This is a genomic window from Kitasatospora sp. NPDC085464 (assembly GCF_044541955.1).
Classification (GTDB): Bacteria; Actinomycetota; Actinomycetes; order Streptomycetales; family Streptomycetaceae; genus Kitasatospora.
Genome location: NZ_JBITTM010000033.1, coordinates 1 through 13,190, shown reverse-complemented (window position 1 = coordinate 13,190; position 13,190 = coordinate 1). Strand labels below are relative to the sequence as shown.

General features: G+C 73.2%; 11 protein-coding genes. 6 read left to right on the top strand and 5 right to left on the bottom strand.

Translation table 11 applies throughout. The features are described from left to right. Nucleotides 1–36: 36 nt before the first annotated feature. Complete coding sequence (gene dhaM, locus ACIGG8_RS27620) at nt 37–429, bottom strand: dihydroxyacetone kinase phosphoryl donor subunit DhaM (protein WP_350521507.1); 393 nt, start codon at nt 427–429, stop codon at nt 37–39. Nucleotides 430–577: 148 nt separating this feature from the next. Between dhaM and dhaK the strand changes: the two genes are divergently transcribed. Continuing rightward, nucleotides 578–1,573, top strand: a complete 996-nt coding sequence (gene dhaK / locus ACIGG8_RS27615) for a dihydroxyacetone kinase subunit DhaK (protein WP_350521508.1) — start codon at nt 578–580, stop codon at nt 1,571–1,573. 12 nt (nt 1,574–1,585) lie between these two features. After that, the gene (dhaL, locus tag ACIGG8_RS27610) at nt 1,586–2,239 is read left to right on the top strand and encodes a dihydroxyacetone kinase subunit DhaL (RefSeq protein ID WP_396551516.1); all 654 of its coding nucleotides are present in this window, start codon (nt 1,586–1,588) and stop codon (nt 2,237–2,239) included. A 166-nt stretch (nt 2,240–2,405) separates the two neighbouring features. On the opposite strand, the gene ACIGG8_RS27605 is transcribed toward dhaL, so the two are convergent. After that, entirely contained in the window at nt 2,406–3,578 is a 1,173-nt protein-coding gene (locus tag ACIGG8_RS27605) for a PP2C family protein-serine/threonine phosphatase (protein WP_396551515.1), read from the bottom strand. Between the two features lie 167 nt (nt 3,579–3,745). Here ACIGG8_RS27605 and ACIGG8_RS27600 point away from each other — a divergent pair, with 167 nt between their 5' ends. After that, nucleotides 3,746–3,964, top strand: a complete 219-nt coding sequence (locus tag ACIGG8_RS27600; RefSeq protein ID WP_396551514.1) for a heavy-metal-associated domain-containing protein — start codon at nt 3,746–3,748, stop codon at nt 3,962–3,964. 80 nt (nt 3,965–4,044) lie between these two features. Next, on the top strand, nt 4,045–6,327 hold the full coding sequence (locus tag ACIGG8_RS27595; RefSeq protein ID WP_396551513.1) for a heavy metal translocating P-type ATPase: 2,283 nt from the start codon (nt 4,045–4,047) through the stop codon (nt 6,325–6,327). Between the two features lie 107 nt (nt 6,328–6,434). Here ACIGG8_RS27595 and ACIGG8_RS27590 read toward each other — a convergent pair whose 3' ends face one another. The 3 genes from ACIGG8_RS27590 to ACIGG8_RS27580 form a co-directional block, all read right to left on the bottom strand. Continuing rightward, nucleotides 6,435–7,154 (bottom strand): SDR family oxidoreductase, encoded by a 720-nt coding sequence (locus ACIGG8_RS27590; RefSeq protein ID WP_350521513.1) that lies wholly within the window; start codon nt 7,152–7,154, stop codon nt 6,435–6,437. A gap of 574 nt (nt 7,155–7,728) precedes the next feature. Further along, the gene (locus ACIGG8_RS27585) at nt 7,729–9,018 is read right to left on the bottom strand and encodes a citrate synthase (RefSeq protein WP_350521514.1); all 1,290 of its coding nucleotides are present in this window, start codon (nt 9,016–9,018) and stop codon (nt 7,729–7,731) included. Nucleotides 9,019–9,243: 225 nt separating this feature from the next. After that, nucleotides 9,244–11,475, bottom strand: a complete 2,232-nt coding sequence (locus ACIGG8_RS27580; protein WP_396551512.1) for an ATP-dependent RecD-like DNA helicase — start codon at nt 11,473–11,475, stop codon at nt 9,244–9,246. 202 nt (nt 11,476–11,677) lie between these two features. Between ACIGG8_RS27580 and ACIGG8_RS27575 the strand changes: the two genes are divergently transcribed. Together ACIGG8_RS27575 and ACIGG8_RS27570 are read left to right on the top strand one after the other, a co-directional pair. Continuing rightward, on the top strand, nt 11,678–12,469 hold the full coding sequence (locus ACIGG8_RS27575) for a VOC family protein (RefSeq protein ID WP_396551511.1): 792 nt from the start codon (nt 11,678–11,680) through the stop codon (nt 12,467–12,469). 143 nt (nt 12,470–12,612) lie between these two features. Further along, nucleotides 12,613–13,074 carry a GNAT family N-acetyltransferase gene (locus ACIGG8_RS27570; RefSeq protein WP_350521517.1) on the top strand — a complete coding sequence of 154 codons (462 nt, stop codon included), beginning with the start codon at nt 12,613–12,615 and terminating at the stop codon, nt 13,072–13,074. The last annotated feature ends 116 nt before the right edge of the window (nt 13,075–13,190 follow it).

The following is a 13,190-nucleotide window of genomic DNA, read 5'->3' as shown; positions in this document are numbered from 1 at the left end:
TCGGCCGGCGCCGAGTGACGCGCCCGCCCGGCGCCCCTACAGCTTCCGGAAGGAGCGCGCGTCCTCGGCCGCCGCAACCACCTCGGCCAGCCCCGCGCCGGTCGAGGCGGTGACGGCGGCGGCCACCGCGCCCTCGACGAACGGCGCGTCCACCAGCCGCACGCCCGGCCGCGGCTCGTCCTCCAGGACGGTGACGGCGGTGAGCACCGAGCTGCCGAGGTCCGGCAGCACGACCACGCCCGCCCCGCCGTCCGCCTGCGCGACCGCCCCGGCGATCAGGTCGTAGCTGGTGCCGAGCCCGCCGTCCTCCGTCCCGCCGGCGACCACCACCCGCACGCCGTCCGGGGCGAGTTCACCGAGCAGCTCGCGCAGCCCCTCCGCGAGCCGGGCGCTGTGCGAGACCAGGACGATGCCCACGTTTCCGCTCATGCCGACGACCCTACGGGCAACGCCCGCTGCTCCGGGAGGGTGACCGGAAACGCGCGTGTCGCACCCCGTGCCCACCACCCCCGTCTGGCGTAGCGTCGGGTCGACGGCGTTGACGACCGTAGCGTCCTCACCAAGGGAGCGAAGAGCGTTGAAGAAGCTGATCAACACCCCGGAGGGGGTCCTGGAGGACGCCCTGGCCGGATTCGCCGCCGCCCATCCGGAGCTGGCGGTGGACATCCCGAACCGGGTGATCACCCGGGCCGCCCGCCCGGCCGGGCCCAAGGTCGCGCTGATCTCCGGCGGCGGCTCCGGCCACGAACCGCTGCACGGCGGCTTCGTCGGCCCCGGCATGCTCGACGCCGCCTGCCCCGGCGAGGTGTTCACCTCGCCCGTCCCGGACCAGATGCTGGCCGCCGCCAAGGCCGTGGAGAACGGCGCCGGTGTCGTCTTCGTCGTGAAGAACTACACCGGCGACGTGATGAACTTCGAGCTCGCCGCCGAACTCGCCGCCGAGGAGGGCCTGGAGGTCCGCACCGTCCTGGTCAACGACGACGTCGCGGTCGAGGACTCCACCTGGACGGCCGGCCGCCGGGGCACCGGCGCGACCGTCCTGGTCGAGAAGACCGCCGGCGCGCTGGCCGAGCGCGGCGCCCCGCTGGACGAGGTGGCCGCCCTGGGCGAGCGGGTCAACGCCGCCTCCCGCTCCTTCGCGATCGCGCTCACCGCCGCCACCGTCCCGGCCGCCGGCAAGCCGGGCTTCGACCTGCCCGAGGACGAGATCGAGGTCGGCGTCGGCATCCACGGCGAACCCGGCCGCCGCCGCGAGAAGCTCCGCCCGGCCCGCGAGCTGGCCGCCGAGGTCGTCGAGACCGTCCTGACCGACCACCACCTGACGGCGGGCGACGAGGTGATCGCCCTGCTCAACGGCCTGGGCGCCACCCCGCTGCTGGAGCTGTACGTGGTCTACGGCGAGGTCGCCGCCCGGCTGGCCGAGCGCGGCATCGGGGTGGCCCGCAGCCTGGTCGGCAACTACGTCACCAGCCTGGACATGGCGGGCTTCTCGCTCACCCTCACCAAGGCCGACGCCCAGCTGCTGGAACTGTGGGACGCCCCGGTCGACACCCCCGCCCTCAAGCGGGCCTGAGGAGGATTCGCGATGGACCCCGACACCCCGGCGTTCGACTCCCCGCTGTTCGACACCGCACGGGCCGAGGCCTGGATCCGCGCCGTGGCCGCGGCCGTCGACGAGGAGCAGTCCCGGCTCACCGAGCTGGACTCGGCGATCGGCGACGGCGACCACGGCAGCAACCTCCACCGCGGCTTCACGGCTGCCCTCGCCGCCCTCGACGGCCTTCACCCGACCGGCCCGGGCGCCGTCCTCACCAGGACCGGCACCACGCTCGTCTCCAAGGTCGGCGGCGCCTCCGGCCCGCTCTACGGCAAGGCCTTCCGCGCCATCGGCGCCGCCCTGCCCGAGCCGGCCACCCCGGCCGACGTCGCCGAGGCCCTGTCCGCCGGACTGGACGCCGTGCGTCTCCTCGGCAAGGCCGAGCCCGGGGACAAGACCATCGTGGACGCCTGGACCCCGGCCCTCGCCGCCTTCCGCGCCGCGGCCGCCGGCGGTGCCACGCTCGCCGAGGCCGCCGCCGCGGCCGCCGACGCCGCCGACCGGGGCGCCCGCGACACCGTCCCCCTCCGGGCCCGCAAGGGCCGCGCCTCCTACCTCGGCGAACGCAGCATCGGCCACCAGGACCCGGGCGCCACCTCCACCGCCCTCGTCTTCCGCGCCCTCGCCGACACCACCGCCTGAGCCCGCTCCGCCCCCTACCCGCGCAGTCCCCGGCCCCTCCCCTCTTCCCCGTGCTCCGACCGGGGCGCGGGGAACTGCGCGGAACGGAGGGCCCCGACCGGCACCGCGCCCCGCTCCCCCATGCCCTCCCCCGCACCCCGCGCCCCCGCCGCACTCCTGGCGTCGATCAGCCGTCCGTCCGCGCGATCAGCAGCAGCAACGCGTCGTCTCGCAGCTCCCCGCCGGTGTGCGCCAGCAGGTCCCCGTACACCCGCCCGACCGCCGCCTCCAGCTCGCCCGCCGAGCGCGCGGCTCCCCGCACCAGCGGCCCCACCCGCTCCGCCAGCGGGTAGAACTCCCCGGTCGCCCGGTGCCGCGCCTCGATCACCCCGTCCGTGCAGAGCACCAGCACGTCCTCCGGCCCGAACGGCTGCCCCCAGCTGGTCGGTTCCCCCGCGGCCAGCCGGCCGAGGCCCAGCGGCACCCACGGGTCCGGCGCGTGCAGGACGAACGCCCGCCCCTCGCCGTCGACCCGGATCGGCGGCACGTGCCCGTACTGCAGCAGCTCCACGGCCCCGGGCGCGCGGAACTCCGCGAACAGCGCCGTGGTGAACTCGCCGTCCGGGACGTGCCGTTCGACGCTGGCCTCGACCCGCGCCGCGACACCCCGCAGCCCGGCCTCGTCGTACGCGGCCTCGCGGAACGCGCCCAGCACCACCGCCGCGGTCTGCACCGCCGCCAGCCCCTTGCCCCGGACGTCCCCGACCGCGACCCGGGTGCCGTGCGGCGTCTCCAGGACGGAGTAGAGGTCCCCGCCGATCCGCGAGGCGTCCGCCGCCGACACGTACCGCACGGCCAGCCGCAGCGGCCCGACCACCGGCCCCGGCAGCCGCAGCAGGGCTCGCTGGGCGGCCTCGGCGACGGAGCTGACGGCCGCGAAGGCCGCCGCCCGCCGCATCCGGAGCCCGGCGACCCAGGCCGAGAACAGCGTCACCACCACGTAGCTGACCATCGCGCCGTAGAGGAACCGCGCGTCGTTGATGTTGTCGACCTCGTCGTAGTGGCTGAGCCCGAACACCGCGAGCAGTCCGAGCGTGCAGACCGCGAGCAGTTCGCGGGGCCGCAGGGTGAGGGCCGCGATGGTCGGCACGACGGTCATCAGCGGGGCGAGGTAGCGGTCCTTGCCGGAGAGGAGGTCCGCGAGCCCCACCAGCAGGGTGGCGAGCAGCGCCGGAGCGGCGCGCCGCCACAGCGGCACGTCCTGGAGGTCGGCGGCCAGCAGGGCGCCGCGCTGCCGGTCCGGCGGCAGTCCGGCTGCCCCGGGTGCCGAGGGTGACTGGGCGCGGCGGATCGGAAACACATACCGAACATAAGGGACGATCACGGCACCCACCCGCCCACCCCGTCGCCTACGATTCGATCCACCTCCCCCACCCCCTCGACCTATACCCCTCAGGGGTATGGTGTCATCAGCAGTCATCGACAGTCGTCAGCACAGGAACCCGCACCGACCTCCCGGAGGCCCCGATGTCCAGCACCATCACCTACACCGTGTCCGGCATGAGCTGCGGCCACTGCGAGAAGGCGATCAGCGAGGAGCTCTCCACCCTGACCGGTGTCACCGAGGTCGCCGCCGACGCCAAGGCCGGGACCGTGACGGTCTCCTCCGCCGCCCCGTTGGACGAGGAGCAGGTCCGCGCCGCCGTCGACGAGGCCGGCTACGAGCTGGTCGGCCGCAGCGCCTGAACCACCGAGGTACGGCGGGGCCCCGACCGGCGGCCCGACCGACGGCCCCGCCGTACGCCCCCAGCAAGGAGCTGATCCACATGAGCACGTCCGCCCCCGACGTCGAGGCCCGGGACCGGGTCGAGCTGTCGATCGGCGGGATGACCTGCGCCTCCTGCGCGGCCCGGATCGAGAAGAAGCTCAACCGGATGGACGGCGTCGAGGCGACCGTCAACTTCGCCACCGAGAAGGCCCGGGTCGACTACGGCCCCGGGGTGACGGTGGCCGAGCTGATCGCCACGGTCGAGCGCACCGGCTACACCGCGGAGCTCCCCCCGCCCCCGGCGCCCGCCGTCCCCGAGCCGGCCCGTCCCGCCACCGCGGCGCCCGGGCCGGCCCGTCCCGAACGGACCGACCCCCTGCTCGACCGGCTGCTGATCGGCGCCGTCCTCGGCGTCCCGGTGGTCGTGCTGTCGATGGTCCCGGCCCTGCAGTTCACGAACTGGCAGTGGCTGGCCTTCGCGCTCACCGGCCCGGTCGTGGTGTACGGCGGCCTGCCGTTCCACCGCGCCGCCTGGACCAACCTCAAGCACGGCGCCGCGACCATGGACACCCTGGTCTCGCTCGGCACCCTGGCCGCCTTCGGCTGGTCGGTCTGGGCGCTCTTCCTGGGCCACGCCGGCCTGCCCGGGATGCACCACGCCTTCTCGCTCTCCGTCGGCGACACCGACGCCTCCGCGACGCTCTACCTGGAGACCGCTGCCGCCGTCACCGTGCTGATCCTGCTCGGCCGCCTGCTGGAGGCCCGCTCCAAGCGCCGGGCGGGCGCCGCGCTGCACGCGCTGCTCGACCTCGGTGCCAAGGACGTCGCGGTCCTGCAGGACGGACGCGAGGTGCGCCTGCCCGTGGACCGGCTGGCCGTCGGCACGCGCTTCGTGGTCCGCCCGGGCGAGAAGATCGCCACCGACGGCGTGGTGGTCGAGGGCGGCTCCGCCGTGGACGCCTCGATGCTGACCGGCGAGTCCGCCCCGGTCGAGGTCACCGTCGGCGACCCGGTCACCGGTGCCACCGTCAACGCCGGCGGGCGCCTGGTGGTCGAGGCCACCCGGGTCGGCGCCGACACCCGGCTGACCCGGATGGCCGGGCTGGTCGAGGAGGCCCAGAACGGCAAGGCCGCCGCCCAGCGGCTGGCCGACCGGATCTCCGCCGTCTTCGTCCCCGTGGTGATCCTGATCGCCCTTGCCACCCTGGTCACCTGGCTGCTGGTCACCGACAGCCCCACCGAGGCCTTCACCGCGGCCGTGGCCGTCCTGATCATCGCCTGCCCCTGCGCGCTCGGCCTGGCCACCCCGACCGCGCTCATGGTGGGCACCGGCCGCGGCGCCCAGCTCGGGATCCTGATCAAGGGCCCGGAGGTCCTGGAGACCACCCGCGCGGTGGACACCGTCGTGCTCGACAAGACCGGCACCGTCACCACCGGCCGGATGGCCGTGGTCGCCGTGCACACCGCCGAGGGCGTCGACCGGACCGAGGCGCTGCGCCTGGCCGGCGCCGTCGAACACGCCTCCGAGCACCCGATCGCCGCCGCCGTCGCCGCGGCCGCCGTGGAGCGGACGGGCGAGCTGCCGCCGGTCGAGGGCTTCCGCAGCGTCCCGGGCCGGGGCGTGGAGGGCGTCGTGGCGGGCCGCGCGGTGGTCGCCGGGCACGAGACGCTGCTCGCCGACTGGGCCCTGCACCTGCCGCCCTCCCTGACCCGCGCCAGGGCCGCCGCCGAGGCGGCCGGCCGCACCGCGGTCACGGTCGGCTGGGACGGCGAGGCGCGGGCGGTCCTGGAGGTCGCCGACGCGGTCCGGCCGACCAGCGCCGAGGCGGTCGCCCGGCTCCGCGCGCTGGGCCTGCGCCCGGTGCTGCTGACCGGAGACAACCGGGCGGTCGCCGAGGCGGTCGCGGCCGAGGTCGGCGTCCCCGCGCAGGACGTGATCGCCGAGGTGCTCCCTGAGGACAAGGTCGCGACGGTCAGGCGGCTGCAGGCCGAGGGCGGGGTCGTCGCGATGGTCGGCGACGGCGTCAACGACGCCGCGGCCCTCGCCCAGGCCGACCTCGGCCTCGCGATGGGCACCGGCACCGACGCCGCGATCGAGGCCGCCGACCTCACCCTGGTCCGCGGCGACCTGCTGGCCGCGGCGGACGCCATCCGGCTCTCCCGCCGGACCCTCGGCACCATCAGGGGCAATCTGGTCTGGGCGTTCGGCTACAACGTCGCCGCCCTGCCGCTGGCCGCGGCCGGGCTGCTCAACCCGATGATCGCCGGCGCGGCCATGGCCTTCTCCTCGGTCTTCGTGCTCACCAACAGCCTGCGCCTGCGCCGCTTCCGGCCCGCCTGAGCGGGCCCGGGAAGCTCCCGCGTGCCCCGGGGCCGGGCGGCTCCCGCGCGCCCCGGGGCACGCACGACGGGCCCGGACCGCCACCGGTCCGGGCCCCTCGCCGTACGTCAACGCCCCAGCAGCTCGCCGCCGTTGCAGTGCAGGATCTCACCGGTGATGAACCCGGCCTCGGGCGAAGCGAGGAAGTGCACCGCCGCCGCGACCTCGCCGGTCTCCCCGATCCGGCCGAGCAGGGTGCGGGCCGCCCGCCGGGCCACCTCGGCCTCGTCCAGCCTCGGCCCGAAGAACTCGGTGCCGCTGACCGTCCCGGGCGCGACGATGTTGGCGGTGATGCCCGAGGTGCCCAACTGGGCGGCCAGGAAGTTGTTCCAGGCGTGCAGCGAGGCCTTCGCCGCGCCGTAGGAGCCGGCCCCGCGCAGGGCCGCGATGGAGCTGATGGTGACCACCCGGCCGGAGCCGGGGGTGAGCCGGTCGCGGATCGACTCGGTGAGCAGCACCACCGTCAGCACGTTGCGCTCGAAGTCGCCGCGCCAGCGGGCGAGCAGCGCGTGCGGCCCGCCGCCGACCACGGTCTCCCGGCTGCCGGCGTTGTTGACCAGGACGTCGATCCGCTCGGGCAGTTCGCGCAGCGCGTCCTCCACGGCGTCCGGGTCGGCGAGGTCGCACACCAGCGGGGTGACGTCCGCCCCGAGGTCCGCCGCGGCCTTCTCCAGGACCGCGCGGCGGCGGCCCACGATCACCACGCGGTCACCCGCCTCGGCGAACCGCCGCGCGACTTCGTACCCGATTCCCGTGCCACCGCCGGTGACGACGACGTTCCTGGCCATCTGCGCACTCCCTCCCCAGTTCCGCCGCCGCGCTGCGAGTGTGCGTGGCGGTCCGTACCGGAATGCCACGATTCCTATCACGCTCGGTTGCCGTGACTGCGGGGAGGGTGACGTCCCGCGCGAGAGAAGGTGTGATATGGGCGGGGTACGACGCGCACACGGAGCGTGGCGAGAGGCAGCTCACACCCCCCGGGCGTAACTTCTCGCACCCTGATACGTCTTAGGTTGGTAGTGCGGCAGTTTTTCCGATGGGCGGGGGCACGCTGAACGGCAACGTGTCCCCGCGCTTCCACCGGCTGTCGCCGGCGGGGCTCCGGCGGGCCCCGGGAAGGGTCGTCTTCTCGACGGCCTTCGCGCACGGCGCCGGGGTACTGGCGGGCCAGGGACGCTTTGAGCGGCCGTCTCGGGCTGCGGCCGGCCCCGGAGTCGTGCGCCGTACGGTTCCGTCCCCGCGCGGACCCCTCCGGGGGTGCGGTGCGGGGACGCGGAGGGGCCCGGTCGCTCAGGCAGCGGCCGGGCCCCTTTCAGCTTCCGTCCGGGTCGGTGCCCGGCGTCGGCGTCTTCGCGCGCGTCGTCAGCGACCCTCAAGCGGGACGTAGTCGCGGATCGCGGTGCCGGTGTAGATCTGGCGCGGGCGGCCGATCCGGCTGGTCGGGTCGTTGATCATCTCGTGCCAGTGGGCGATCCAGCCCGGCAGCCGGCCGAGGGCGAACAGCACGGTGAACATGCTGGTCGGGAAGCCCATGGCGCGGTAGATCAGACCGGTGTAGAAGTCCACGTTCGGGTACAGCTTGCGCGAGATGAAGAAGTCGTCCTTGAGGGCGTGCTCCTCCAGCTTGAGCGCGATGTCGAGGAGCTCGTCGCTCTTGCCGAGCTGGCCGAGGACCTCGTGCGCGAGCAGCTTCACCTGGGCGGCGCGCGGGTCGAACGCCTTGTAGACCCGGTGGCCGAAGCCCATCAGCTTGACGCCGGCTTCCTTGTTCTTGACCTTCGTGATGAAGGCGTCGACGTCGCCGCCGTCCTTCTGGATGCTCTCCAGCATCTCCAGCACGGCCTGGTTGGCGCCGCCGTGCAGCGGGCCCCACAGTGCCGAGATGCCGGCCGAGATCGAGGCGAACAGGTTGGCGTGGCTGGAGCCGACCAGGCGCACGGTGGAGGTCGAGCAGTTCTGCTCGTGGTCCGCGTGCAGGATGAGCAGCTTGTCCAGGGCGTTGACGACGACCGGGTTGAGCTCGTAGTCCTCGGCGGGGACGGCGAACGTCATCCGCAGGAGGTTCTCGACGTAGCTCAGGTCGTTGCGCGGGTAGACGAAGGGCTGGCCCATCGCCTTCTTGTACGCGTACGCGGCGATCGTCGGCAGCTTGGCGAGCAGGCGGACCGTCGACAGGTGGCGCTGGGCCGCGTCGAACGGGTTGTGGCTCTCCGGGTAGAACGTGGACAGCGCGCCGACCACCGAGGACAGCATGGCCATCGGGTGGGCGTCCCGCGGGAAGCCCTGGAAGAAGCGCTTGACGTCCTCGTGCAGCAGGGTGTGCTGGGTGATCTCGCGGTTGAACTCCGCCAGCTGGTCCGCGTTGGGCAGCTCGCCGTTGATCAGGAGGTACGCGGTCTCGATGAAGCCGCCCTGCGAGGCGAGCTGCTCGATCGGGTAGCCGCGGTACCGCAGGATGCCGTTGTCGCCGTCCACGAAGGTGATCGCGGACTTGTACGCGGCGGTGTTACCGAAGCCGTTGTCCAGGGTGACCAGGCCGGTCTGCGGGAGCAGCTTCGAGATGTCGAAGCCGGCGTTGCCCGCAGTGCTCTCGACGACGGGGTACTCGTACTCGCCGTCCTGGTACCGCAGTACTACCGAGTTGTCGCTCACGTCTTCCTCACCGACGAAATGAATCCTCTTCCAAGGTGCCCTGACTGTCTCCACCATCCCCCATCCGGAGGACAGTCGCGCACCCGGGGTGGCCCGGAAGGGCCCGCCCCTACAAAACCTGCCGCCGTAGCCGGTACGAACCGGACAAGATCGGCACCACCCTAGGCTCTGCCGTAAATCTCTTCACGTCAAGAGAACATTAGAGGCAACGATCCTGTTGGATAATCATCCAGAAGCAAGCCGATGGTCGAGCGCCGCATGCCGCCGACCTGCACTGACGGCCCGAACGGCCTGCGCGATCGCCTTGCGTGACCCGACCAGTACCACGAGTTTCCTCGCCCTGGTCACAGCGGTGTAGAGCAGATTTCGCTGGAGCATCGTCCAAGCGGACATAGTGACCGGAATCACCACCACCGGGTACTCGCTGCCCTGCGAGCGGTGGATCGTCACCGCGTACGCGTGGGCCAGCTCGTCGAGTTCGTCGAAGTCGTACACCACCTCCTCGTCCTCGTCGGTGACCACCGTCAACCGCTGGTCGTCCACGCTGAGGGCGGTCACCACTCCCACTGTGCCGTTGAAGACGCCGTTCCGCCCCTTGTCGTAGTTGTTGCGGATCTGGGTCACCTTGTCCCCCACCCGGAACGTCCGCCCGCCGAAACGCCGCTCCGCCACCCCCTCCCGGGCCGGCGTCACCGCCCCCTGCAGCAGCGCGTTCAGGTTCCCCGCCCCGGCCGGGCCGCGGTGCATCGGGGCCAGCACCTGGACGTCCCGGCGCGGGTCGAAGCCGAACTTCTGCGGGATCCGCCGCGCCACCACGTCCACCGTCAGCCCGGCCGCCCGCTCCGCGTCGTCCTCGGCGAACAGGAAGAAGTCCGCCAGACCATCCGTCAGCGGCGGCTTCCCCTCGTTGATCCGGTGCGCGTTGGTCACCACGCCCGACTGCTGCGCCTGCCGGAAGATCCGGGTCAGCCGGACCGACGGGATCGGCCCGTCCTCGGCCAGCATGTCCCGCAGCACCTCCCCGGCGCCCACCGACGGCAGCTGGTCCACGTCCCCCACGAACAGCAGGTGAGCGCCCATCGGCACCGCCTTGACCAGCTTGTTCGCCAGGATCAGGTCCAGCATCGAGGCCTCGTCGACCACCACCAGGTCCGCGTCCAGCGGCCGGTCCCGGTCGAACGCGGCGTCCCCGCCCGGCTTCAGCTCCAGCAGCCGGTGCACCGTCGAGGCCTCCGCCCCGGTCAGCTCCGACAGCCGCTTCGCCGCCCGCCCGGTCGGCGCCGCCAGCACCACCTTCGCCCGCTTCGCCAGCGCCAGCGCCACGATCGACTTCACCGTGAACGACTTGCCGCAGCCCGGACCGCCCGTCAGCACCGCGACCTTCTGCGTCAGCGCCAGCCGCACCGACTGCTCCTGCTCGGGCGCCAACTCGGCCCCCGTCCGCTTCGCCAGCCACTCCAGCGCCACCGGCCAGTCCACGCCCGCGAACCACGGCATCCGGTCCGTGTCCGAACGCAGCAGCCGCAGCAGCTGGTTGGCCAGCGAGATCTCCGCCCGGTGGAACGGCACCAGGTAGACCGCGGTGATCGGCTCGCCCGCCTCCCCCGGCACCGTCTCGCGGACCACCCCCTCGACCGCGACCAGCTCGGCCAGGCAGTCGATCACCAGCCCCACGTCCACCTGCAGCAGCTTCACGCCGTCCGCGATCAGCCGCTCCTCCGGCAGGAAGCAGTGCCCCTGGTCGCTGCTCTGCGACAGCGCGTACTGCAGCCCCGCCTTCACCCGCTCCGGGCTGTCGTGCGGGATGCCCACCGCCTGGGCGATCCGGTCCGCCGTCAGGAATCCGATGCCCCAGACGTCCGACGCCAGCCGGTACGGCTCGTTCTTCACCACGCCGATCGACGCGTCGCCGTACTGCTTGTAGATCCGCACCGCCAGCGAGGTCGACACCCCGACCCCCTGCAGGAAGACCATCACCTCCTTGATGGCCTTCTGCTCCTCCCAGGCCGCCGCGATCTTCTTGGTGCGCTTCGGCCCCAGCCCCGGCACCTCGATCAGCCGGGCCGGCTCGTTCTCGATCACCTCCAGGGTGTCCACACCGAAGCGCTCCACGATCCGCTCGGCGAACCGCGGCCCGATCCCCTTGATCAGCCCCGAGCCCAGGTACCTCCGGATGCCCTGGACCGTGGCCGGCAGCACCGTCGTGTAGTTCTCCACCGTGAACTGCCGCCCGTACTGCGGGTGCGAGCCCCACCGCCCGTGCAGCCGCAGCGACTCCCCGACCTGCGCCCCCAGCAGCGCGCCCACCACGGTCAGCAGGTCGTTCCCGCCCCGGCCGGTGTCGACCCGGGCCACCGTGTAGCCGGTCTCCTCGTTGGCGTAGGTGATCCGCTCCAGCACGCCCTCGACCTGCGCGAGCTGGAACGGCTGCTGCCCCGACTGCGCCTGCTTGCTCACCGGGCCCCCTTCGACCGGCACGGGTGGATCATTCCGCTACGCACGGTACCGCCCGGCCCCGACAAGCCCACAGCCGCGAACGGGATCCCGGGCCGGAAGCCTGCCGTGCAGCGCCATCGCCGAGGTGCCAGGCTGTGAGTAGGCAGGGGGACCGTCGACCGCGCCCGCCCGGGCCCGGCCCGTCCGAGGAGCAGTGCCCGACATGCTCAACACCGCCTTCCGCCCCGGCGCCCCCGACTGGCTCGACCTGAGCAGCCCCGACACCCGGGCCTCCGTCGACTTCTACACCGCGCTGTTCGGCTGGACCTTCGACTCGGCCGGCCCCGAGTCGGGCGGCTACGGGTTCTTCCGCCTCGACGGCCGGATCGTCGCCGCCCTCGGTCCGCTCACCGACGACAGCGCCCTGCCGGGCTGGACGCTCTACTTCGCCACCCCCGACGCCGACCGCACCACCGCGCTGGTCGAGAAGGCCGGCGGCCGCGTCCGGTTCGCCCCCTTCGACGTCTTCACCTCGGGCCGGATGGCCGGCTACACCGACCCGACCGGCGCCGACTTCGCCGTCTGGCAGCCGCACGACACCCGCGGCCTGGACGTCGTCGACGAGGAGGGCAGCCTCTGCTGGGCCGAGTGCCACAGCATCGACGCCGAACTCGCCAAGTCCTTCTACCGCACCGTCTTCGACTGGCAGGAGCAGGACGTCCCGTTCGACGGCTCGATCTACACCGTCCTCACCCCCGCGGGCGGCGGCACCGACGACGCCCACGGCGGCATCGTCCAGCTCGGCCCCCAGCAGACCGCCGCCGGCACCGGCTCGCACTGGCTCCCGTACTTCGAGGTCCCCAACGCGGACGCCAGCCTCGCCATCGCCGGCACCATCGGCGCGACCGTGAAGGTCGCCGCCGCCGACGTCCACGGCGTCGGCCGCCTCGCCCAGCTGGTCGACCCGCACGGCGCGGTCTTCGCCGTCATCACCAGTGCCCCGCCCGGGGCGTGACACCGCCTCACCCCGGCCCGACGCCGCCAGGGACCTTGCCCACCCCTGAGCGGCCCTGATCGGCCCCCAGGAGGGCCGTGCAGGGGCGCTACGGGCGTAGACAGGGACGGGTGGGAACCACGAAAGGCTTCTATTCTCTGATCATGAACGACACGACCGATCTGACGATCCGCCGGGCGACCGGGGCGGACCTCCCGGCCATCGTGGCGATGCTCGCGGACGACCCGCTGGGCGCGACCCGCGAGAGCCCCGACGACCTGACCGCCTACCGCACCGCCTTCGCCCGCATCGAGGGCGACCCGCACCAGCACCTGGTCGTCGCCGACCGCGCCGGCCGGACCGTCGGCACCCTGCAGCTCACCGTCGTGCCGGGCCTCTCCCGACAGGGCTCCACCCGCACGATCATCGAGGCCGTCCGCATCCACGCCGACGAGCGCGGCAACGGGCTGGGCTCCGTCCTGATCGAGTGGGCCGTCCAGCGCTCCCGCGAACTCGGCGCCGACCTCGTCCAGCTCACCTCCGACGCCACCCGCACCGACGCGCACCGCTTCTACGAGCGGCTCGGGTTCGTTCCGTCACACGTCGGCTTCAAGCTGAAGGTCTGAAAGCGGCGCCCGAACCAGTGTCCGGAAATGCAAAGAACCCCTGATCCGAGTGGATCAGGGGTTCTTTGGAATGATTGTTCGGCGGCGTCCTACTCTCCCACAGGGTCCCCCCTGCA

Bases quoted from the DNA above. Each gene is read 5' to 3' on its own strand.
- dhaM (WP_350521507.1), bottom strand. From the start codon at position 429: ATGAGCGGAAACGTGGGCATCGTCCTGGTCTCGCACAGCGCCCGGCTC.
- dhaL (WP_396551516.1), top strand. From the start codon at position 1,586: ATGGACCCCGACACCCCGGCGTTCGACTCCCCGCTGTTCGACACCGCA.
- ACIGG8_RS27600 (WP_396551514.1), top strand. From the start codon at position 3,746: ATGTCCAGCACCATCACCTACACCGTGTCCGGCATGAGCTGCGGCCAC.
- ACIGG8_RS27595 (WP_396551513.1), top strand. From the start codon at position 4,045: ATGAGCACGTCCGCCCCCGACGTCGAGGCCCGGGACCGGGTCGAGCTG.
- ACIGG8_RS27590 (WP_350521513.1), bottom strand. From the start codon at position 7,154: ATGGCCAGGAACGTCGTCGTCACCGGCGGTGGCACGGGAATCGGGTAC.
- ACIGG8_RS27575 (WP_396551511.1), top strand. From the start codon at position 11,678: ATGCTCAACACCGCCTTCCGCCCCGGCGCCCCCGACTGGCTCGACCTG.
- ACIGG8_RS27570 (WP_350521517.1), top strand. From the start codon at position 12,613: ATGAACGACACGACCGATCTGACGATCCGCCGGGCGACCGGGGCGGAC.